General features: G+C 43.0%; 19 protein-coding genes and 3 pseudogenes. All 22 read right to left on the reverse strand.

Translation table 11 applies throughout. From position 1 onward, the window contains the following. Positions 1–19 precede the first annotated feature (19 nt). Positions 20–1,186 (reverse strand): UDP-glucose 6-dehydrogenase, encoded by a 1,167-nt coding sequence (gene ugd / locus ACQG0T_RS14555; protein WP_045343191.1) that lies wholly within the window; start codon positions 1,184–1,186, stop codon positions 20–22. Between the two features lie 239 nt (positions 1,187–1,425). Continuing rightward, complete coding sequence (rfbA, locus tag ACQG0T_RS14560) at positions 1,426–2,307, reverse strand: glucose-1-phosphate thymidylyltransferase RfbA (protein ID WP_017693099.1); 882 nt, start codon at positions 2,305–2,307, stop codon at positions 1,426–1,428. Then, positions 2,308–3,393, reverse strand: coding sequence for a dTDP-glucose 4,6-dehydratase (gene rfbB, locus ACQG0T_RS14565; RefSeq protein WP_059295498.1), 1,086 nt, complete (start codon positions 3,391–3,393; stop codon positions 2,308–2,310). An 89-nt stretch (positions 3,394–3,482) separates the two neighbouring features. Continuing rightward, positions 3,483–4,889, reverse strand: coding sequence for an NADP-dependent phosphogluconate dehydrogenase (gene gndA, locus ACQG0T_RS14570; protein WP_252051165.1), 1,407 nt, complete (start codon positions 4,887–4,889; stop codon positions 3,483–3,485). Positions 4,890–5,039: 150 nt separating this feature from the next. Continuing rightward, positions 5,040–6,475, reverse strand: a pseudogene (locus ACQG0T_RS14575) (undecaprenyl-phosphate galactose phosphotransferase). 30 nt (positions 6,476–6,505) lie between these two features. Continuing rightward, positions 6,506–7,630: pseudogene (gene glf / locus ACQG0T_RS14580) on the reverse strand (UDP-galactopyranose mutase); the annotation flags it as partial. Next, positions 7,627–8,100 carry a DUF4422 domain-containing protein gene (locus ACQG0T_RS14585; protein ID WP_426723812.1) on the reverse strand — a complete coding sequence of 158 codons (474 nt, stop codon included), beginning with the start codon at positions 8,098–8,100 and terminating at the stop codon, positions 7,627–7,629. The gene ACQG0T_RS14585 and the pseudogene glf, both read right to left, overlap by 4 nt. A 4-nt stretch (positions 8,101–8,104) precedes the next feature. Continuing rightward, on the reverse strand, positions 8,105–8,389 hold the full coding sequence (locus ACQG0T_RS14590) for a DUF4422 domain-containing protein (protein ID WP_426723813.1): 285 nt from the start codon (positions 8,387–8,389) through the stop codon (positions 8,105–8,107). A 550-nt stretch (positions 8,390–8,939) separates the two neighbouring features. Beyond that, positions 8,940–9,407 (reverse strand): glycosyltransferase family 2 protein, encoded by a 468-nt coding sequence (locus ACQG0T_RS14595; protein WP_426723814.1) that lies wholly within the window; start codon positions 9,405–9,407, stop codon positions 8,940–8,942. 45 nt (positions 9,408–9,452) lie between these two features. Beyond that, entirely contained in the window at positions 9,453–9,746 is a 294-nt protein-coding gene (locus ACQG0T_RS14600; RefSeq protein ID WP_426723815.1) for a DUF6418 domain-containing protein, read from the reverse strand. Beyond that, on the reverse strand, positions 9,698–10,204 hold the full coding sequence (locus ACQG0T_RS14605) for a hypothetical protein (RefSeq protein ID WP_426723816.1): 507 nt from the start codon (positions 10,202–10,204) through the stop codon (positions 9,698–9,700). The genes ACQG0T_RS14600 and ACQG0T_RS14605 overlap by 49 nt, the downstream gene beginning before the upstream one ends. A gap of 523 nt (positions 10,205–10,727) precedes the next feature. Further along, a pseudogene (locus tag ACQG0T_RS14610) lies at positions 10,728–11,078 on the reverse strand (hypothetical protein); the annotation flags it as partial. A gap of 305 nt (positions 11,079–11,383) precedes the next feature. Continuing rightward, on the reverse strand, positions 11,384–11,872 hold the full coding sequence (locus ACQG0T_RS14615) for a hypothetical protein (RefSeq protein WP_426723817.1): 489 nt from the start codon (positions 11,870–11,872) through the stop codon (positions 11,384–11,386). 538 nt (positions 11,873–12,410) lie between these two features. Then, complete coding sequence (locus tag ACQG0T_RS14620) at positions 12,411–12,884, reverse strand: hypothetical protein (protein ID WP_426723818.1); 474 nt, start codon at positions 12,882–12,884, stop codon at positions 12,411–12,413. Beyond that, positions 12,851–13,351 carry a hypothetical protein gene (locus ACQG0T_RS14625; protein ID WP_426723819.1) on the reverse strand — a complete coding sequence of 167 codons (501 nt, stop codon included), beginning with the start codon at positions 13,349–13,351 and terminating at the stop codon, positions 12,851–12,853. The genes ACQG0T_RS14620 and ACQG0T_RS14625 overlap by 34 nt, the downstream gene beginning before the upstream one ends. Positions 13,352–13,395: 44 nt before the next feature. After that, positions 13,396–14,445 carry a pseudaminic acid synthase gene (gene pseI / locus ACQG0T_RS14630; RefSeq protein WP_252051182.1) on the reverse strand — a complete coding sequence of 350 codons (1,050 nt, stop codon included), beginning with the start codon at positions 14,443–14,445 and terminating at the stop codon, positions 13,396–13,398. Further along, positions 14,445–15,977 carry a UDP-2,4-diacetamido-2,4,6-trideoxy-beta-L-altropyranose hydrolase gene (pseG, locus tag ACQG0T_RS14635; RefSeq protein WP_252051184.1) on the reverse strand — a complete coding sequence of 511 codons (1,533 nt, stop codon included), beginning with the start codon at positions 15,975–15,977 and terminating at the stop codon, positions 14,445–14,447. The genes pseI and pseG overlap by 1 nt, the downstream gene beginning before the upstream one ends. Further along, positions 15,955–16,665: a pseudaminic acid cytidylyltransferase gene (gene pseF / locus ACQG0T_RS14640; protein ID WP_252051185.1), complete on the reverse strand. Its 711-nt coding sequence runs from the start codon at positions 16,663–16,665 to the stop codon at positions 15,955–15,957. The genes pseG and pseF overlap by 23 nt, the downstream gene beginning before the upstream one ends. Further along, a complete protein-coding gene (pseC, locus tag ACQG0T_RS14645) occupies positions 16,666–17,817 on the reverse strand; it encodes a UDP-4-amino-4,6-dideoxy-N-acetyl-beta-L-altrosamine transaminase (protein WP_062934693.1) in 1,152 nt (383 codons plus the stop codon). After that, on the reverse strand, positions 17,817–18,815 hold the full coding sequence (pseB, locus tag ACQG0T_RS14650; protein WP_252051187.1) for a UDP-N-acetylglucosamine 4,6-dehydratase (inverting): 999 nt from the start codon (positions 18,813–18,815) through the stop codon (positions 17,817–17,819). The genes pseC and pseB overlap by 1 nt, the downstream gene beginning before the upstream one ends. Positions 18,816–19,189: 374 nt before the next feature. Further along, positions 19,190–20,086, reverse strand: a complete 897-nt coding sequence (gene galF, locus ACQG0T_RS14655) for a GalU regulator GalF (RefSeq protein ID WP_017383282.1) — start codon at positions 20,084–20,086, stop codon at positions 19,190–19,192. Positions 20,087–20,260: 174 nt separating this feature from the next. Then, positions 20,261–21,652, reverse strand: coding sequence for a colanic acid biosynthesis protein WcaM (wcaM, locus tag ACQG0T_RS14660; protein WP_032654200.1), 1,392 nt, complete (start codon positions 21,650–21,652; stop codon positions 20,261–20,263). Between the last annotated feature and the right edge of the window lies 1 nt (position 21,653).

Consider the following 21,653-nt stretch of genomic DNA (forward strand, 5'->3'; position numbering starts at 1 on the left):
TTTTATATCACGATTTTAATCAGTCGCTGCCGAACAAATCGCGGGTATAGACTTTATCTTTCACGTCCGCCAGCTCTTCCGCCATACGGTTGGAGATAATTACATCCGCTTCTTTCTTAAACGCATCCAGATCGCGGATCACACGCGAATGGAAGAACTCATCTTCCTGCATCGCCGGTTCATAAATAATGACCTGCACGCCCTTCGCCTTAATACGCTTCATGATCCCCTGAATGGAAGAAGCGCGGAAGTTATCGGAACCGCTCTTCATGATCAGGCGATACACGCCCACCACTTTCGGCTGACGCGCGAGAATGGAATCCGAGATGAAGTCTTTACGCGTGCGGTTGGCATCCACAATGGCGGAAATCAGGTTGTTCGGCACCGCCTGATAGTTTGCCAGCAGCTGCTTGGTATCTTTTGGCAGGCAGTAGCCACCGTAACCGAAGGACGGGTTGTTGTAATGGTTACCGATACGTGGATCAAGACACACGCCCTCAATGATCTGACGGGTGTTCAGACCTAAGCTCTCGGCATAGCTGTCAAGTTCGTTGAAGTAAGCCACACGCATCGCCAGATAGGTATTGGCGAAAAGCTTAATGGCCTCTGCCTCGGTGGAATCGGTGAACAGGACCGGAATATCTTTTTTGATTGCGCCTTCCTGAAGCAACGCAGCAAAACGCTCTGCGCGCTCGGAACGCTCGCCAATCACGATACGGGATGGGTGCAGGTTATCGTATAACGCCCTGCCCTCGCGGAGGAATTCCGGCGAGAAGAAGACATTATCAATACCCAACTCTTCTTTAATCGATTTGGTGAAACCCACTGGAATTGTCGACTTGATGATCATCACTGCGTTCGGGTTGATTGCCGTAACGTCTTTGATCACCGCTTCAACGGTTGAGGTATTGAAGTAGTTGGTTTTAGGATCGTAGTCGGTTGGGGTGGCAATGATGACGAAATCCGCATCGCGGTAAGCATCTTCTTTGTCCGTGGTGGCTCGGAAGTTCAGCGACTTATTAGAAAGGTAATCCTGAATCTCTTTATCAACAATCGGCGACTTCTTCTGATTGAGCATATCCACTTTGGCCTGCACGATGTCCAGCGCAACCACTTCATGGTTTTGTGCAATCAGAATACCGTTTGAGAGACCAACATAGCCTGTTCCGGAGATAGTTATTTTCATTTACTTGACTTCTTCAGTATGAGTTTCGGGTGGCATCCAGAAGCCCACCACAATAGTTAACTGGTGGTTTTTTATCGCTAATACCAATTCGCTGTCAAGGTTCATGCCTTGTCTGACCAGTGACTAAATCTAGAATCCGAAACCTTCAAAATGCAATGTAAAGTGCCTTCTGCCCAGCATTAATGCAGCCTAAAATAATTAGCGACACTTAAAAATGATAAATGACAGAGGGATCCAAATCAGACTAATCCCTTGGTCAGATTCAGCAGATACTGACCATACCCGGTCTTTTTCAATGGTTCAGCGAGTACCCGAAGTTGTTCGGCATCAATAAAACCTCGTCGGAACGCAATCTCTTCAGGACATGAAACTTTTAGCCCCTGTCGCTCTTCAATTGTGGCGATAAAATTGCTTGCCTCGATCATACTCTGATGCGTTCCGGTATCCAGCCAGGCATAACCGCGTCTCATCATCGCGACAGACAATCGTCCCTGCTGCATATAGATGCGGTTGATGTCGGTAATTTCGAGTTCACCTCGCTCGGACGGCGTTAAGCTTTTGGCCATCTCAATCACATCGTTGTCGTAAAAATAAAGACCGGTTATTGCGTAATTACTCTTGGGTTGCTGAGGCTTCTCCTCAAGGCCAATTGCAGTACCGTCTTTATCAAACTCAACGACGCCATAGCGTTCCGGGTCGCTGACATGATAGGCGAATACGGTCGCACCCTCTTGCTGGCTTGCTGCGCCTTCAAGCAGTCTGGGGAGATCGTGTCCGTAGAAAATATTATCGCCTAATACCAGCGCACAATTATCCTCACCGATAAACTCTTCACCCAGAATAAAAGCTTGTGCCAGTCCATCAGGACTTGGTTGCACTTTGTACTGGATATGCAATCCCCACTGGCTACCGTTCCCGAGCAGTTGTTCAAAACGGGGAGTGTCCTGAGGCGTGCTGATAATCAGAATATCCCGTATACCTGCCAGCATAAGCGTAGAGAGCGGATAATAGATCATTGGCTTATCGTAAATTGGCAACAATTGCTTACTTACGGCCATTGTCACGGGATAAAGACGTGTACCCGATCCGCCAGCTAATATAATCCCTTTACGTTTCGTCATTTACTTACGCTCCCCATAATTCTGCTCAATCCAGCTCTTATAGGCACCGCTTTTCACATTCGATACCCATTCCTGGTTATTCAAATACCATTCAACCGTTTTACGGATGCCGCTTTCAAAGGTTTCCAGGGGAGACCATCCGAGCTCGTCGCTAATTTTATGAGCATCAATTGCATAACGTCTGTCGTGACCTGGTCGGTCCGCGACATAAGTAATTTGTGCGCGATAGGATGTTTCTTTCGGTACCATGTCATCGAGCAGATCACAAATGGTCTGAACGACTTCAATATTTTTCTTCTCGTTATGGCCGCCAATATTATAGGTTTCGCCCGGCTTACCCCTGGTCAGAACCGTATACAGTGCACGAGCATGATCTTCAACGTATAACCAGTCACGGATCTGATCGCCCTTTCCGTAAATCGGCAATGGTTTATTATCCAGCGCATTGAGGATAACAAGAGGAATCAACTTTTCAGGAAAGTGGTATGGGCCATAATTATTCGAACAATTTGTCACAATCCCAGGTAAACCATAGGTGCGTATCCAGGCACGAACTAAATGGTCGCTGGACGCTTTTGACGCTGAGTAAGGGCTACTTGGCTGGTACGCTGTTTTCTCGGTAAACAGCGGTAATGGGGTGGAGTCATAATGTTCATCGGGATGAGGCAGATCGCCATAAACCTCATCAGTTGAAATGTGATGGAAACGGAAGGCGGATTTTGCTGCCTCATCCAGTGAAGACCAGTAAGCACGACTTGTTTCTAACAGAATATACGTGCCAACAATATTGGTTTCAATAAACGCAGCGGGACCGGTAATAGAACGATCAACATGGCTCTCGGCAGCCAGATGCATTACCGCATCAGGCTGATGGGTAGCAAAAATACGCGCCATTGCCTCTTTATCACATATATCGGCATGCTCAAAAACATAGCGCTCGCTATCGCATACTTCACGCAAGGATTCCAGATTACCGGCATAGGTCAATTTATCAACGTTAACAACGCTATCCCGAGTATTGCTAATAATATGTCGGATAACCGCGGAACCGATAAAACCGGCACCGCCAGTAACTAGAATTTTCACGCAATCTATTCCATTAAACAGTAGGTGGATCGGGCAAGATAAAAAAGCCCGGTATCGCTACCGGGCTTGATGGCATGGCTAACCGTATATTAATCCAGCCATTCGGTGTGGAACACACCTTCTTTATCCGTACGCTTATAGGTATGCGCACCGAAGTAGTCACGCTGTGCCTGAATCAGGTTCGCTGGCAGAACGGCAGCACGATAACTGTCATAATATGCCACCGCAGCGGAGAAGGTCGGAACCGGGATACCATTCTGCACCGCGTAAGCAACAACATCACGCAGCGCCTGCTGATATTCGTCAGCAATTTGTTTGAAGTACGGCGCCAGCAGAAGGTTCGCGATACCCGGATTCTCAGCATAGGCATCGGTGATTTTTTGCAGGAACTGAGCGCGAATGATACAGCCGGCACGGAAGATCTTCGCAATCTCACCGTAGTTCAGATCCCAGTTATTCTCGTCAGATGCCGCGCGCAGCTGAGAGAAGCCCTGCGCGTAAGAGACGATTTTACCTAGATACAGCGCGCGACGGACTTTCTCAACGAACTCCGCTTTATCACCAGCGGGTTTAGCCTGCGGACCAGACAGCACTTTAGATGCTGCTACGCGCTGTTCTTTCAGAGAAGAGATATAACGTGCAAATACGGATTCGGTGATCAGGGACAATGGCTCACCCAGATCCAGAGAGCTCTGGCTGGTCCATTTACCGGTACCTTTGTTCGCAGCTTCATCCAGAATCACATCAACCAGGTATTTACCCTCTTCATCTTTCTTGGTGAAGATATCTTTGGTGATGTCGATCAGGTAGCTGTTCAGCTCGCCTTTGTTCCACTCGGTGAAGGTCTCTGCGAGCTCCTCGTTAGAGAGGTTCAGGCCGCCCTTCAGCAGAGAGTAGGCTTCAGCAATCAGCTGCATGTCGCCATATTCAATGCCGTTGTGAACCATTTTCACGTAATGACCAGCGCCATCAGGACCGATATAGGTCACGCACGGCTCGCCGTCTTCAGCTACGGCTGCGATTTTTGTCAGGATAGGCGCGACCAGTTCGTACGCTTCTTTCTGACCGCCAGGCATGATGGATGGACCTTTCAGAGCGCCCTCTTCACCGCCGGATACGCCGGTACCAATGAAGTTGAAGCCTTCAGCAGACAGTTCACGGTTACGACGAATGGTGTCGTGGAAGAAAGTGTTGCCGCCATCGATAATGATATCGCCTTTATCCAGATACGGTTTCAGTGAATCGATAGCTGCATCGGTACCTGCGCCCGCTTTCACCATTAACAGGATACGACGAGGTGTTTCCAGAGACTCAACGAACTCTTTAACCGTATAGAAAGGAACCAGTTTTTTGCCTGGATTCTCAGCGATGACTTCTTCGGTCTTATCACGGGAGCGGTTGAAAACGGAGACGGTATAACCACGGCTTTCGATGTTGAGCGCCAGGTTGCGCCCCATCACTGCCATACCGACAACGCCGATCTGTTGCTTGGACATTACATACTCCTGTCAGGTGTGGATACCCCGCCGTAAAGGAGCCGGCGGGTAAAGTGAAGAACATGTTAACTCAGGTTAGAGTCCAGAAGGTAGCAATAGATGTCTTATTTAGAATGGTCTTAAACCATATAAAACCCGCGTATTGGTGCATTAATATGCCCCATCACGATGAAGAACGACCTTCACAGTTTTGAACAGAATTGCGATATCATTCCAGAGCGACCAGTTTTTTACATACCAGGAGTCAAAGTAGACCCGCGTATCGTAATCAACATCATTACGGCCACTCACCTGCCATAAACCTGTCATGCCAGGTTTCGCCATCAGGTAGTAATCGACATTATCATCATATCGAGGCAGTTCTTCAGAAATAATAGGACGCGGCCCAACCAGACTCATTTGCCCTTTAAGGACGTTGAATAACTGAGGCAGTTCATCAAGGCTAGTTTTCCGAATAAACCGACCTACCGAAGTGATCCTAGGGTCATTTTTTAGCTTGAAATCACGATCCCACTCTTCACGGGCCGCCGGATCCGAATCAAGAAGCTTTTGCAAAACCTCTTGAGAATTCAGGACCATAGAGCGAAATTTATAACATGGGAAAAGCTTACCATGTCGCCCGACGCGCATATGTCCATAGATTGCCGGGCCACCATCACGTGTCACTTTATACCAGAGATAAATAAGCAAAGGTGACGCAACCAAGATGATAAGTGACGAACAAACAATATCGAAAGTACGTTTCAGGAAACGAGACGTCCTCTTCGCCAGATTATTATGGATTCGAAGAAGCATAACTTCGTGACTAAAGATAAATGACATATCGGTGTTATATAGCGGTAAACCTCGTAAAGAAGGTATCACCGTAACGGAACGACAGTCTTTCTTTGACAGTTCTCGCAACCAGTTTAGGGTCTTATCGCTGTTTTCCATTTCAAATGCGACAATGAAATGAATGTCCCCTGTTTTCTTCATCTGCCAAAGAATTTCGGGGTCACGCAAAACAGGCAGTCCCTGGAGCATCGATTCCGAAGACTCTTCATCATAGAAGGCCACGACATCGAAACCGAGCATTTCTTCGCTCTGCAACGCGAAGTAAGCCTCAACAGCATTGCTTCCGCTTCCCATGATGATGGTTTTTTTCTTCCAGATACCAAGACGATTAAGAAGATGCTTCGTCATGGCTCTAAAGAATGGAAGCAGGATTAACGCAAAGGTCCAGCAAAAAACCCACACATATCGTGAGAACTGCCATTTAGAAAAGGCAACAAGCGCCAGGTCAAAGACAGCAAAAATAACAATAGTACGGATAATTTCCTTTAATTCAAACCAAAATGGTTTTCGATAGGAATAATGCCGCAACCGAACCCAGAACCATCCCACACAAATTATACTTAATATAATGTGGGAAATGATACGCATCTCAAGTTGGTTATCAGGAATAAAACGATAGAGATCGTTAAAAATCCAATACACACAACCAATTGAGAGTGCGAGTGAAACGTTAAAAAATATAAAATCCGAGGCCGCCAGAAAAATTTGCATAGCAACGGGTTATATTTATTCAAAAAATTATCCGTATCCATGACCACACCTGACTTTATCGCGGTTCTATTAAATACAGGCATCGGCTCCTGATTTTTTTGGCATTCAGACTTCTTTGCCACATCAATAGCTTCGCGGATAGTGACATCCATATCAAGATAGCGATAGGTACCGAGACGGCCAACAAAAGTTGTATTACGGAGTGCCATGGCCTTGTCAAGATAGCGGTTTAATAACTCTTTCTCTTTTACCATACGAATCGGGTAATAAGGCACATCGTTTTCGGTACAAAAACGGCTAAACTCACGATAGCAGGTAGTATTTTCGTGTGATTCCCAAGGTGAAAAATGCTTATGCTCGGTGATACGAGTATAAGGTACGTCTTCTTCACGATCGTTGATCACTGCTGTACCCTGATAGTCGCCTTCTGCGGAGAATTTTTCAAAGTCCAATGTGCGATAGCCAAGCCGCCCTTCGCTGAAGTTAAAGTATCCATCCAGGGCTCCTGACCAGAACACATGTTCATACGCAGTGCTTTCTGCCGCAGAAAACTCAGTATCCGTTCTGACCTCAATCAGCTTATGGTCGAGAATTTTTGCGACCATCTCGGTATAGCCTTCTTTAGGCATGCCCTGATACTGATGATTAAAGTAATTGTCGTTGTAATTGAAGCGCAGCGGCAAACGCTTCAAAATACTGGCAGGCAATTCCGTTGGTTCAACGCCCCATTGCTTGCGCGTGTATCCCTTGAAAAACGCCTCGTAGAGCTCACGGCCAATCATGCTGATTGCTTGTTCTTCGAAGTTTTGCGGATCGACAATTGATTTATCCGCTTTTGATTCAATAAACGCCCGAGCTTCGTCAGGACGTAGCGTTTTATTGAAAAACTGGTTAATGGTGTGCAGGTTAACAGGCAGCAGATAGACATTGCCCTTGTAAACAGCCTTTACGCGGTTTGTGTAAGGCATAAATTCTGAATAAGCATTTACGAAGTCCCAGACTTCTTTATCATCTGGTGTGGAAGATATGCGGACCATAGACGTGCAGCATGACATTAGTCTGCGGATCACGTTCAGAATGGCAGTTTCCTGCAATATGCGAGCGCTTATCAAAAACAACGGATAATATCCTTGCTCAGCTAACAGCCTGGCGATAACGGCCCCAGAGATACCTGCACCAACAATAGCGACTGTCATTTTGTTCCCCAAAAATGTCGTTTTAATAATCCAATCCCCTTCAGAAGGAGGTTCTCACCATCAATATTGACCACCGGCATATATTTAATCCTCAGTCGATTGCGCTGATGATGAAGCCACACATTGAAAAGTCTTTCTGCCATAAACCCAAAGACGCGTTTTTGGTACGCATCATAATTCTGATAAGCAATTTTTTGTTCAGACGCAACAGATAGTGGGAAGAGCCAGGCAAAATATTCATCTATCAATGCTTTTTTACAGACAAACATATTGTACAGGCTGATCTTAGTGCCCCCCATAACATCATCAAAATCTGAGAGATAATCAGGTTGTTGTCGCGCTATTTCATCTCGCAGTTGAGTGTAGTCCGATTCATGATGAGCATGTATATAATGGCTTTTAATGCTTGTAATATAATAATTACGTGGTTTAGCAACCAGAATATCAGCATTCTCCAGAAGATTCATCATCTCTTCAGGAGAGGCGATACGCTTCCTTAACCATCAGGTTACTAGTTGATGATGCAAAATATTGACGGTAGTGCGCGAGACCGACAATGTCTTCCTGAGAGTTCTTCCATATCCAATAGGCTGCGGTGAGTTCGCAGAATGATGAATTTAGATGGGCGATGTTGTCGCCAGCACAGTCTTGCTCGTAACTCGAAGATATTTCATCACTTAACATGCCAACTTTAAGAGGTACATATTCTCGAGTGGTTGGAAATTCATAAGGTTTATGAGAAACCACAAATACTTTCATTTATTACCTTTAACATAATCATTATCAGGCACGACAATGCAATTGCCGTTTTATTTACTAATACGGTTGTATAGTATCTTGAAACAGAAAAAACCGACCTTATTCATTTTCAATAGTGCAAAGCAAATCTTATCTGGTAGGTTAGCATCGCATTGTAATATTAAAGAAAGGGGATATTGATTGAATTTTGTATAAATAATTTTTTGATTCTCCCTTAACATATGCGAAGAACTATTTGTTTTGGAGGTTTTGTATAGCGTAATCAAAGCACTTCTTGATAAATGAGCAACGCAAGAATATAGGTGCGGTCGATATTCTTTGATTTTCTTGACCCTTTCTTCAAGAAGCGAAAGTGCAGTAACTAATTCCATGTTCCTTAGAACATTATAATTCGTCAACGAATCTTTTCTTACACGGTAATAGTAAAGCACTTCATTGATTTTTAAAACATTTTCAGTCCTAGCGTTAAGCAAAGGTACCGTTACCGAATCCTCATAAATAATCCCCTCAGGAAAAAGATTATTATTAAAAAATTCTCGCCGAACAACTCTCACCCAAGGATAATTATGGATTGTAGAGAGCACTTTTTTTGGTACAAGTTCCAATGAAGAAAAATCGAAGCAGCATTTAAAATTTCAGGTTCTATACCATCTTGGAATTTCTCATAGCGGTAAATAATTGTATCAACGTCATTAAACTTCTTAATGGATTCTTCTAAGTATTTAAAAAAAGCGGGTGAGAGCAAATCATCTGGGTCTAGACATGAAATAAACTTACCAGAAGCATGACTAATACCATAATTTCTTGCAGTGGATACTCCACCATTTTCTTTATGTAAAACTATCACTCTTGGATCAGCTAATGCAAACTGCTTAAGTATCTCAGCTGACGTATCAGTCGAACCATCATCAATGAAAATTATTTCACAAGGTAATGTACATAATTTGAAAGGTGAAAAAAAATCTTTAAGATAAGCAGATACATTATAGACGGGTATGATAAAAGAAACATTAAACATTGGTTCTAGAAACCCTATTTTTTGAATGTGCAACCAAGGCAAATACTAAAGGCAGCAGTAAAAGAATAATTTTCCATTCAAAAACAAAAGGTATACCCTGCCCATCAATATGAACTGAATAGCGATGTTGAAAACTTTCATTGCTATAAACAGCAAGATATAGTCTTTATTCCTTAAAGTATATGCTGTAAACCAAAAGGCCAATGATAGGAAAAACGCCAATATCGCACATACTAGTAGTGCCAAAACTGGACCAAAGAACAGCAATACATTTGCAGGGAATGCCATAGTCAGAGCAATTCCTGCCTCTTGATAAACATTGAATAATTGTTGAGGCATAACCAGCCCATGAGATATGACATTCCCGTATTTTCAGGTTGAACTCCGATGCCAAAAAAATTACCAAAAATATTCGACACATCAACTTCAGCTGAGTTCGCAGTATTTGTTAGAGACCACCAAAGCTGACTTTGCGCTGCAATACGCGTTTTCAGGGATTCAAATGCGAGCGAACTATCTCCAGAAAGAGAGAAATAGCTAGTCCAAACTAAAGTAACAAAAGCAATACCTAAGACTGAAAATAACAATATACTTCTTAATGAAAATAATTTTTTGCTAATTTTTTTGTTCGATGCAATGAGAAAACATACACTGAAGAAAAGAAGCATTTGGAAAATTCCCGTGAATTTTTCGCCAACAAGAACTTGCGAAATGACGCCAAAAAGGAATATTCCAAGGGTAAATTTACTTTTAGTTTTGGCATATATCCAGCCAAGAATAAATACTGATTGTTCCACAAACAATCGCACATTATACCCAAGATGGAGCAACATTATTCCAGTAGTAAAACCTGTCCTGGCCGTAGTCGCTTGGCCTGCCAAATTTAATAAAGAAAAATATCACGACTAGGGTAGCAAAAAGAACTAAGACTGGATATATCCTTTCTATAATAGCATTCACTACAAATGAGGTATTTAAATTAACAACTATACGCTCGTTCACGAAAATAAAAAAATTGGATGCAATCAAAAAGGTTATTACTGCCAAACTAACATTTATAGCCGTTGCACCATTACCGTAGATATTTCTCCGAGTACGTAAAACACCGGTTTCAAGAATCAAGCCACTAATCGCTGTTGTTAAAATAGACCATAAAAAGAAGCTGCCAATTATAAAGAAATCTTCTTTTTTAATTAACAGGTAAAAAAGTACAATTATATAACCTAGTACGACAATCAGATTAAGTATATACGAACCATGAAAGATATAGCTTGTTTAAGAAAACAGATATCCAGCACAACATTAGCATTTAGTGGTCCTTTATAATGCGCGAATTATTTGTGAGCTGACTTTTTCAACAAATTCAGCACCTGGATAATTCGTGTAATTTATCGTTAGTGGAAAACAAAGAGAGTCATAAGCACCGACAAATCGAATGTTGTATTCATTATAATTTGCAGACTGATTGTCATCAATATGTTTAACAGCATTTACGATATCACCGTAGCCTTTACACTGATGCACAAGAGGATGTCTCATATAAAGATCACCGAAAACGGCAACTGGTTTATTCATCAGTACAGCCTCATAACCCACCGTACTGGTTAATGTGAATACACCTAATGATTTATTTATTAATTCTTTAGAATTCAGTTTCGGATTAGCAAGTTTAACGTTAGGAAGTTCGGTTTTTTTTTATAGAACTCAATACCTTCATATCCAGTCGCGGAAATATGATCTTTTACAACCAAAAATGTCCCATGTGGTAAACTGAAAGTTAAATTGCGGATGAGGTTATATTCATCGTAAAATTTTGCAAGAATAGATGTGGATGATTCGGGATGGTAATGCAATGGATATAGATAAAAGGGTTGCGATGTAAAATATTACATCGAAGAAATCTTTTATCCTTTTCACGCAAAACCAACGTTTTACCTCTCTATAATTCATGTGAAAACTTTTCAGCAATGGGTTTCCTACTTCAAACAAGCATTTTTACCGACAATGGTTTGCCTTATAGTTTCAGTAATAAAAGTAAAATCCCGTTTCTTTAAAATTTTGCTCACAAAATTAACAGAAGAAAGCCCGTTATTATTCATATAATCAGGTTGGATATGCTGAATATTAGCAATATATTCACTAATTTCTTCATGCTTCTCCTGGCTGAGTTCAGGCATTGTATCTATCGTTTTTAATATTGTTTTAGATAAGCGATCGTCCAAAGATGAAAATAAGGATCGCCCTGGCAAACGACTCGCTGTTAAGCCTAAATATTTCACACCGTATTTTTCTGCAACTTGATTCGCAGTATATGCCAATCCATTTGAAACATTTTCATAAAAAACGAAGTCAAACCTTTGTTTACTGAAAATGCTTTCAAAAAAGCAATATAAATTCTTAGAAACGCGCCCCCAAAAATTACTCTCGGAAGAATAAACTGAATGATAAATGGTTCTCACGATCATAATCAGAATGTATATTCCACTTATCATACTGACTTAGCAATGAAATATCTTTACCTGTTCTAGTATATTCTTCGAAGCAAATAATTTCACATTTCACTTCATGAAGTTTATATTTCCTAATGGAAAAATAGCTATCGGTAATTATAGTAATGTCGACATTTTTATTTATTAATTCAATCGCCAACCTTTTAAATACTGGGGAGAAAATTGCATTATTAATTAAGATGACGCCCTTCACCATTGAACTCCTTCACAAATAGAATATACTTAATTATTAAGATAAATAGATTAGAACCAATTAAGGCTATTTAATACGCAAGCATACCGCTATCAGGCAGTATTTTAACACCGGAGAATGAAATAATTATAAATAATAGCAATGCAATCGCATTTATACAGATAATTGAAGTGTCTTTCTTCTTGGAGTATAAAACATAGTGATAAGGCATTGACACATTTAAAATTGATGTTGCAATAACTATTAAAATATACCACAGGAAATAATTAGCATATTCAACTTTGCCTGTTAATGTGATCATTAAATAACAGGCTGGAATAGATAGTATGTAAAGCCCAAAATTATACAAGAAAATTTTCTTTTTTTGAATCTTACAAAAGCTTTTTTTGCTTCGATTAAATTATTAGCTTGAATCGCTTTAACAAGTGAAGGGTAGTATCTTGTCACGACCAATACATCAATAATCGCTTGAACGGCAGCCGCTACTCCAAAAAAGAAGACATATACACCTAAGTTTGGTGACTTAATAAAGTGAACTGCAATGACTTTATCTAAATAGTTAATTACTCGAAGACATAGAGTACCGAAAAAAAAGGAATGAAGTTTTCTTACCCTTCTTTTTAACCATTGGACATCTAACTTGAAATCAGAAATTGAAACAGATTCGAATTTTACAATAGAGATTACTCCTACAGCTACGGATATTGCTGAAAAGACTAACCATATATAGAATATTTGTTCTAATTTGATGAAATGAAAATAAAGTAGTGGCACACATAAATAACACCATATGCCTGACCGAATAAACAATATAAAATTAGCAATCGTAATTCTTCTTTGATAATTAATACGCGATAACACTCTTGTGAAAGATGTTCTGTGATCGTTAAGACAAACAACAATCCACCGACTCCAGTGATTGCGGATAAAGTTAATAACCCCGGCCAGATAGCAGCAAGCAATAAGTAACTAAAAGCAAAAAAAATAAACTGATTAAACAGTATTTCACCTATATTTTTAATTACTTTAGGATCTAATATTTCTCGAGTTGAAAAAATATAAGAAATCAAACCAACAAAATAAAGTGAAACAACTATTATACTGACATATAATCCATAATCACCGACATCTTTAACTGTTAAGAACCTAGCGATAGCCATCATTAACAAAAACTTGCCGCCAAGCGCAGCTATTCTTAATGACAAATCAAATAAATACGTTGGAACTTTTATTTTTAACAAAATTACACAATCCTAAGAACTCTTAGCCCTCCTTGGCTAATATTTTAACTAAAATGTTCTTTTTTAAGTGGAGTGCCTTTATTTAGATCCCGGGTAGCAAATTTATCAATTACATCATGATAATTTTTAGGCGCAAGCCCATATCCGGGACGAATACTTTTGACGTTTTCAGCCGTTAGCTTTTCACCTTTTTTGACATCCTTAACTATATAGAGTGAACGACGGAACTTAACATTTCCTTTTTCACTTTCTTTACGTTCATAATTTACATAGCCTAAAGCTTTCCACGCTATTTTTGCATCCCTACACAAGGCAATTAACTCGGCAGGTTCAAGCGAGAAACTGTCATCTGGCCCCCCACCATTCCGATCCAGTGTAACGTGTTTTTCAATAACGTTAGCACCAAGGACAACTGATGCTACTGCAGTCGTATTATCGATTGTGTGATCGGACAGCCCAGTAATGACCCCAAAACGCTCAGCCATATCTGGAATAGTCGCCAGATTATAATCTTCTGCTGGTGCCGGGTAACCACTCACGCAATGCAGAACGACAAGTTCCTTACAACCACCGTCACGTGCTGCAGTAATAGCCTCCTGAATCTCCTGCTCGTCAGCCATTCCCGTCGATATAATCATCGGCTTGCCTGTTTTTGCAACATATTTTATGAGTGGCAGATCGATAGCTTCAAATGAAGCGATTTTATAGGCAGGGGCTCCGAGTTCCTCCAGAAGATCTACAGCTGTATAATCGAAAGGACTACTGAAAATAGTGATTCCGAGTTCTTTAGCTTTGTCAAACAGAGGCTTATGCCATTCCCAGGGCATTTGTGCCCCTTTGTATAAATTAAAAAGCGTTTGCCCATCCCATAGGCCGCCATGAATCTGAAAATCTTCAGTATCACAATCAATGGTGATGGTATCTGCACGGTATGTTTGTAATTTTATGGCATCTGCGCCTGCAGCTTTCGCTTCTTCCATAATCTTAAATGCACGGTTGATGTCGCCATTATGGTTCGCCGAAAGCTCAGCAATAATATAAGGAGGATGATCTTTACCAATTTTACGACCATCAATGGTAATAAATTCGTTCATTATTTTTTCTCGCTGATATATTCGCAGGGTGATAATTTATAAAATCCAATACGCTCAAATAACTGATGCGATGTATGGTTTTCTGGTAAAACCGTTGCCAGTATGCTTATACCTTTATGCAACATCAAGGCGCGTTTGATAGCTGCACTCGCAATGCCTTTACCGTGACATGCAGATGTCAGAAAAATCGATATTTCATAGTTTGCAAAGGCATGCTCAACAGGGTCTAATCGAATGACACCACATGCCCCTACATTTTCAATAATGTAAAAGAATGAATTGTCGGCATTTAACTTTCGTTTCATCCATTCGACGTGATTCTCGTATGCAGGAATTTCAGGATTACGAGCATATTTGCGCGTTTGCGGCTCACATTGAAGTTGATATACAAAATCGATATCGTCAAATGTAGCCTGACGCAGAGTCACATTAGTGCCATCTTTGGCTGACATTATTACTATTTCCTGGATATCTCTGTTAAGCCCCTGTCCATCACATATGTTCATAGCAAGGAGGCGCTGCTCGTGATAATGCGCGATCAAATGATTGAGAGCCTCGCTCAACTCTGCAGCATTAAAATTATCCGCATATAGCACAATCGCACCAGCGTTAGACAGATTGTTTGCGATGGTTTTTTGATTATCCGCAATGACTACGTTTACCGCAGGTAATCCCATAGTACATCGTTCCCACGTCGTTCCCCCCATAGCGCCGATTGCGAAATCGTGTTCCAGCATCAGTTCTGCCATATTTGACACATTAACGAGAACGTCGACGTCGTATTTCGATTTATTCGCAAGAGAGATAATTTCAGAACGGTGTGGACAAGCAGAGCCCAATACAACAGTGATTTTTTCTATGTTTTTAAAGTTTGACTGCTCAAGGAATACCAGCATTTTTCCAGCAACATTATGTGCATCCACCCCACCCATTGTTAATAATAGTTTTTTCGGTGCAGTAATGTTGGCTTTACGAACAATTGATTGTTTTCTTAATTGCGAAAATGCAGGGTTTAGCAACGCATATTTTGCGCCAGCGAGAACTTTACCTTCTCTTTTATTGAATTGGGCATATTCTCTGGCGCTGCGCATATAGGTTTGATCAATCAGTAAATCACAACAATGCGGCCGGTTGCAGAGATCATCGATCACCACTAAATGTGAATCAGGAAAACGTGCTTTCACAATCGCTTCCCATTCGTAATCAAGAGAATAGTGATCGACAATGATGATGTCTGGATCAGAACAGTTTTCTACTATTAAATCGATAAATTTCTCAGCATCATCGTATTGACTTCCATTAAGCCATGATTTTTCATCGCTGATGTAAGTACTCGATTTATCGGCAGCTGCGATAACTTCGACAGGAAAACCTTCCTGTTTTATTTTATCCAGAATATTACCAGGGTGGTCTTTTGATATAAATGAACAACGAGCTCCTGCTTTTTCTAAGACTTTCGCAAGATTTAGACAACGGATAATATGACCAGAACCGATCGATAGCGATGAATCAGCCCGAAGAAACACGTTCATTTTTAAACTCCATGGCTTTAAACAACCACTCAGCTACGCGCCAGTCTTCTGGAGTATCAATATCCTGGACACGTTCACGCGGAAGTTCAATCGAGTAGGAATCTGCGCTAAAAATCGGCTTTTCGTTCAACCAGGCTGAGGATGTCCCCCAATAAAATTGCCCGGCATCGTGCCACGACTCTTCAAGATCCTGTGACCGGACATGGAACATCTCAGGTGAAAACATACTTATACGCTGTTCATCACTGACTTTAAGTGCTCGTTGAATGGGATAAGGAAACCTTGAAACTGTGAAAGCATAATCGCCTTGCTGGCTTTGGAGAGTTCCTAATCCCTGAATAATATCTTCAGCGCGGATAAAAGGAGCTGTAGCATAAATACAGCAAACATAATCAACCACGCAGTCGTGACTAATGAGCCAATCAGTAGCGTGGCGAATCACAGGAATAGTACCTGCATAATCATTTGAGAGTTCTTCCGGGCGCATAAATGGCACTTCTGCACCATATTGACGCGCAACTTCAGCTATCTCCGCATCATCTGTTGAGACAATGATTCGGTCAAAGACGCCGCTCTTTTGAGCGGCTTCAATGGACCAGGCAATCATTGGTTTCCCACAAAATTTTTTAATGTTTTTTCGTGGAATACGCTTACTGCCACCACGCGCAGGAATGATTGCCACATTCATTTAAAAAAACTCCCGAATGCACTGAATAACGTAGTCTTGCTCTTCATCTGTCAGCGTTGAGTACATAGGGATACTTAGCGCGCGAGAGTAATAGTCTTCAGCGACGGGATAATCACCAGATTTATGACCTAACTGCTCATAATAAGGCTGAGTATGAACGGGGATATAGTGGACGTTAACCCCAATGCCTTTATCACGCAGATAATCAAACAGTGGTTTACGTTGCGCCGGATCGTTCACCGTCAGTGGGTAAAGATGCAAAGCACTGTATCCACTCTCTGACTGCTGCGGTATTGAAACAGGAACACCGTCAAAAGCCGCGTGATAACGTTTTGCCAGTTCATGACGTCGAGCCACAAAACCGTCAATACGTTTTAACTGACTCACACCTAGTGCAGCCTGTAGTTCGGTCATGCGATAGTTTAGTCCGAGATCTACCTGCTGATAGTACCAACCACCTTCCGATAGTTTGGTCATTTTCTCGTTGTCGCGGGTAATCCCGTGGCTGCGGAAAAGTTGCATACTCTCGGCCAGCGCATCGTTGTTTGTCAGCGCCATACCACCTTCAGCAGTTGTGATGATCTTAACCGGGTGGAAGCTCAAAATGGTAATGTCGGCAAAACGCGAGTTGCCAATTTTAGCTCCCTGATAATTACCACCGATCGCATGCGACGCATCTTCGATAATGGCGAACCCATACTCTTTAGACAGTTTATGGATCGCTTCCATATCACATGATTGACCCGCGAACGCTACTGGCACCACGATTTTAGGCAATTTGCCTTCTGCTTTAGCCGCAATGAGTTTAGCTTCCAGAGCGGAAACACTCATGTTGTAAGTTTGCGGATCAATATCAACAAAGCTTACATTGGCATCACAATAAAGCGCACAGTTTGCCGAAGCCACAAAGGTATTAGGCGAAGTCCAAAGCCAGTCGCCTTTTTTCAACCCCAGCGCTAAGCATGCAATATGAAGTGCAGACGTTGCGCTATTAACCGCAACAGCGTGTTTAACGCCAACATAGTCAGCAATGGCCTGCTCGAACTGTGGAACACATGGCCCCTGAGTCAAGAAATCAGACTTGAGTACGTCCACCACTGCACTGATATCTTCTTCTGAGATATCCTGCCGTCCGTAGGGGATAAATTTCATTAGATATTGCCTACTTTTTCACGATTATCATCAATCCATTGACGCAGTTCTTCAATGCTCATCCACTCGGTATTGCTGTCGCTTTCGTAAACGAACCCTTCTTGTACACGTTTACCATCTTTTATACGTTCAGGAGAATCGCACCAGTTATGGATTGCAGGAAGGATTTTGAAGTGTTCAGGGTATTCATAGGTGTAATGCGCATCTTCAGCACTGATCATTTGTTCATGCAATTTTTCACCCGGACGAATACCGATCACTTTCTGAGTTGCGTCAGGAGCAACAGCCGTTGCAACATCAGTTACTTTCATTGATGGGATTTTTTTAACATAGATTTCGCCACCTTCCATGTCATTGAAGGCGTGCCAAACCAGTTCCACACCCTGTTCCAGGGTAATCATGAAACGAGTCATGCGGTCATCGGTAATTGGCAGTTCGCCCTTGTCTTTGATAGACAGGAAGAATGGAATTACTGAACCACGGGATCCCATGACGTTCCCATAACGCACAACGGCGAAGCGAGTCTTGGTTGCACCGGAGTAGGAATTACCTGCCACAAACAATTTATCGGAGGCCAGTTTAGTTGCACCATACAGGTTTGCTGGGCTACTTGCTTTGTCAGTAGACAGTGCAACGACACGCTCAATACCTTTATCAATACATGCATCAATAACATTCATCGCACCATTGATGTTGGTTTTTACACACTCAAACGGGTTGTATTCTGCGGTAGGAACGATTTTTGTTGCTGCTGCATGCACCACGAAATCAACCCCATCTAACGCGCGGTACAAACGATCTTTATCGCGCACATCACCGATGAAAAAGCGGATGCGACTTTCATCTTTGAAATGCTTTGCCATTTCCCACTGTTTCATTTCATCACGCGAGTAAATGATAATTTTTTTAGGATTATATTTTTCAAGCGTCATGCGAACGAACTTATTGCCAAATGAACCTGTGCCGCCAGTTACCAGAATCGTTTTATTATCAAACATGTTTTTCACCAGAAAATATCAACTTATTGAATGCTACAATTGAAGAGATTGTAACCCAGCCCTGCATGGGTTTTACCCACGCTACCGCCCCTGGCTTAACAGCTACCAGTGCACTGAACGAGGGTGAAATGTTCCATTTGTTGAAGTCCGACACCGAACTCTACTGGCGCTGGACAACTGCAAAAACTGCCGTTAATTGTCGTCCTAAATGACCTTAGAAACAAGCACAAATCGTTACCAATCTGGCCAGATTTAAATCAGATAAATCCATGTTATCATTAGAATTAATAACAAAAAACGGCAGCTACCATTTTGGTTATGTTTCAACATACCCAAATGATGACTGCCGCTTGCGCAAATCAAGAAAGATAAAATCAGTCGTTAGCCAGCAGCTTCTCAATCCGGCTTCTGAACTTCGCCCCTTCCTTCAGGTTACGCAGGCCATAGTTCACAAAGGCCTGCATATACCCCATTTTCTTACCGCAGTCATAGCTGTCGCCGGTCATCAGCATGGCATCAACGGACTGCTTCTTCGCCAGCTCAGCAATCGCATCGGTCAGCTGGATACGGTCCCAGGCGCCAGGCTCGGTTTTTTCCAGCTCAGCCCAGATATCCGCATTCAGCACATAACGACCGACCGCCATCAGGTCGGAGTCCAGGGTCTGCGGCTGATCGGGTTTCTCGATAAACTCAACAATCCGGCTCACCTGCCCTTCCGTCTCCAGCGGCTCTTTAGTCTGAATAACCGAGTACTCAGAGAGATCGCCCTTCATACGTTTCGCCAGCACCTGGCTACGGCCCGTTTCGTTGAAGCGCGCGACCATTGCCGCCAGGTTATAACGCAGCGGATCGGCAGAGGCGGTATCAATAATGATATCGGGCAGAACGACGATGAACGGGTTATCACCCACCACCGGGCGCGCGCACAGGATCGAGTGGCCCAGGCCCAGCGGCTGCGCCTGACGCACGTTCATGATGGTCACGCCAGGAGGACAGATAGACTGAACTTCTGCCAGAAGCTGGCGCTTAACGCGCTGCTCAAGCAGCGCTTCGAGTTCATAAGAGGTGTCGAAGTGGTTCTCAACGGCATTCTTCGAAGAGTGCGTCACCAGAACGATTTCTTTGATCCCCGCAGCAACAATCTCGTCGACGATGTACTGAATCATCGGCTTGTCAACGATCGGCAGCATCTCTTTAGGAATGGCCTTTGTGGCGGGCAACATATGCATGCCCAAACCCGCTACCGGTATGACTGCTTTCAAATTAATCATTATTTCTTCCACCTTAAAATGGTTGACGAATTATAGCTTTTAAACCTGTTTTCGCCAGCATGTTTTGCCGTAAATATGAAGTAATCCTAGGTCACCCCACCACAAATTACAGTAGTTGTAATCTGAATAGATCGCGATTCCGTACCAGGAATAGTCGCAAAATAGGCTGTAGGATTACCTGTGCGGCAGCGCAAAATTCAACCGTTCCGTATTCACCACGTGTTGATCGACCCGATCAATATCCACCGAACTCTGCCCCTTTTCATTAACCGCTTTTATGTTCGCGAGCGACAACAGCGTCTCGTTTTTGGCCATAAACTTCCCACGCACGTCTTTGCGCAAGTCGAAGTTCATCTTAAGCGCTGGTCCCGTCGCTGACTCCTGCATCACGTTGATATTACGCAAGAAAAGGTGCTGTGGCTTGTTGTGCAGCTCAAGCGTTGCCCGCTGCATGTTGACGTTGGTGATGGCAACAAACGAGGTGGCATTGCCGGAAGAAATCTGTATCCCGCGCAGCTTATAGGCAAGCTGTCGGTTATCCAGGCGAATATCGTTAAGTTTGAAGTTTTGCGGTATCGACAGATAATCGCCCTTGATCACGCCATACCCGATTAACATTCCGGCGCTGTTCACCATATCGATATTATCAATAACGAAATTATCACAGCCATAAATAGCTACCGTCGCGTTATCAATTCCGGCCTTTTTACTGAAGTCGGGAGTAATATTGCTGGCCTTGATATTACGGATCACAAAGTGTTTACCGTTTTCAACATGGACCAACTGCCGACAGTTGCTGCCGGTGATATTTGCCACCACGAAGTTTTTAACGGTCTGCTGTTCCGGATAGTCATTGTCGTACGTGCTGCCAGCCAGCCCAATGCCTATCCCCCAGTTGATCTTGCCGTTTGTGCAGTTGATGTTATCGATCACGTGGTCAGAGATCAGGATATTGCGGTCGTTAATCGCCACGTTCCACTCAATCGCGTCACCCTGCAAATGGCTGAATTTACTGTTGGTTATGCGCGCACCGTCCACCTGATTATGAAAACCCTGGCGCAGAATGGCGTAGTTGGCCTGGCTCACGGCAATGCGATCGATAAGCAGGTTACGCATCACTCTCGGCTTTTTACCGCCGATGTAGATCTGGGTGACGGGGCCGAAGCCGCTCATCGCCAGCCCTTTAATGACACAGTCGGAGCCACGCACGTCCAGCGTAATGTTATGCGTGCGCCCCTCTCCTTCCCCAATGACCTTACAGCCTTCCTGGAGCACAAACCGCCCGCGGCCGTTGCCCTTCAGCGCACCGCGGATCAGCAGGGTTTTGCCATCAGGAATGAAAATGCCGGTATTGATGTTTTCACACGTTAACCCGGCGGGAACAACAACGGTATCGCCCTCGGTAAATGCCTGCTTAAAGGCGGCGATCCAGTCGTTATTGTTGTAGCGATCGACAGAAACCGTCTTCCCGGTTGCCGCCCGCACAGCGCGGGGCGACAGCAGTGGCATGGCAGCCAGGACGGATAAAGAAGAGACAAATCGGCGTCGGGTAATCTTTTTCAGCATA

Source organism: Enterobacter cloacae complex sp. 302F9 (assembly GCF_050030335.1).
GTDB classification, from domain to species: Bacteria; Pseudomonadota; Gammaproteobacteria; order Enterobacterales; family Enterobacteriaceae; genus Enterobacter; species Enterobacter hormaechei_C.

Excerpts from the sequence above, each read along its gene's own strand:
- ACQG0T_RS14595 (WP_426723814.1), bottom strand. The coding sequence starts at position 9,407 with ATGTTTAATGTTTCTTTTATCATACCCGTCTATAATGTATCTGCTTAT.
- ACQG0T_RS14585 (WP_426723812.1), bottom strand. The coding sequence starts at position 8,100 with ATGATGAATCTTCTGGAGAATGCTGATATTCTGGTTGCTAAACCACGT.
- wcaM (WP_032654200.1), bottom strand. The coding sequence starts at position 21,652 with ATGCTGAAAAAGATTACCCGACGCCGATTTGTCTCTTCTTTATCCGTC.
- ACQG0T_RS14600 (WP_426723815.1), bottom strand. The coding sequence starts at position 9,746 with ATGCCTCAACAATTATTCAATGTTTATCAAGAGGCAGGAATTGCTCTG.
- pseB (WP_252051187.1), bottom strand. The coding sequence starts at position 18,815 with ATGTTTGATAATAAAACGATTCTGGTAACTGGCGGCACAGGTTCATTT.
- ACQG0T_RS14590 (WP_426723813.1), bottom strand. The coding sequence starts at position 8,389 with ATGAAAGTATTTGTGGTTTCTCATAAACCTTATGAATTTCCAACCACT.
- pseC (WP_062934693.1), bottom strand. The coding sequence starts at position 17,817 with ATGAAATTTATCCCCTACGGACGGCAGGATATCTCAGAAGAAGATATC.
- pseF (WP_252051185.1), bottom strand. The coding sequence starts at position 16,665 with ATGAATGTGGCAATCATTCCTGCGCGTGGTGGCAGTAAGCGTATTCCA.
- galF (WP_017383282.1), bottom strand. The coding sequence starts at position 20,086 with ATGATTAATTTGAAAGCAGTCATACCGGTAGCGGGTTTGGGCATGCAT.
- ugd (WP_045343191.1), bottom strand. The coding sequence starts at position 1,186 with ATGAAAATAACTATCTCCGGAACAGGCTATGTTGGTCTCTCAAACGGT.
- rfbA (WP_017693099.1), bottom strand. The coding sequence starts at position 2,307 with ATGACGAAACGTAAAGGGATTATATTAGCTGGCGGATCGGGTACACGT.
- pseG (WP_252051184.1), bottom strand. The coding sequence starts at position 15,977 with ATGAACGTGTTTCTTCGGGCTGATTCATCGCTATCGATCGGTTCTGGT.
- ACQG0T_RS14615 (WP_426723817.1), bottom strand. The coding sequence starts at position 11,872 with ATGATCGTGAGAACCATTTATCATTCAGTTTATTCTTCCGAGAGTAAT.
- gndA (WP_252051165.1), bottom strand. The coding sequence starts at position 4,889 with ATGTCCAAGCAACAGATCGGCGTTGTCGGTATGGCAGTGATGGGGCGC.
- pseI (WP_252051182.1), bottom strand. The coding sequence starts at position 14,445 with ATGAACGAATTTATTACCATTGATGGTCGTAAAATTGGTAAAGATCAT.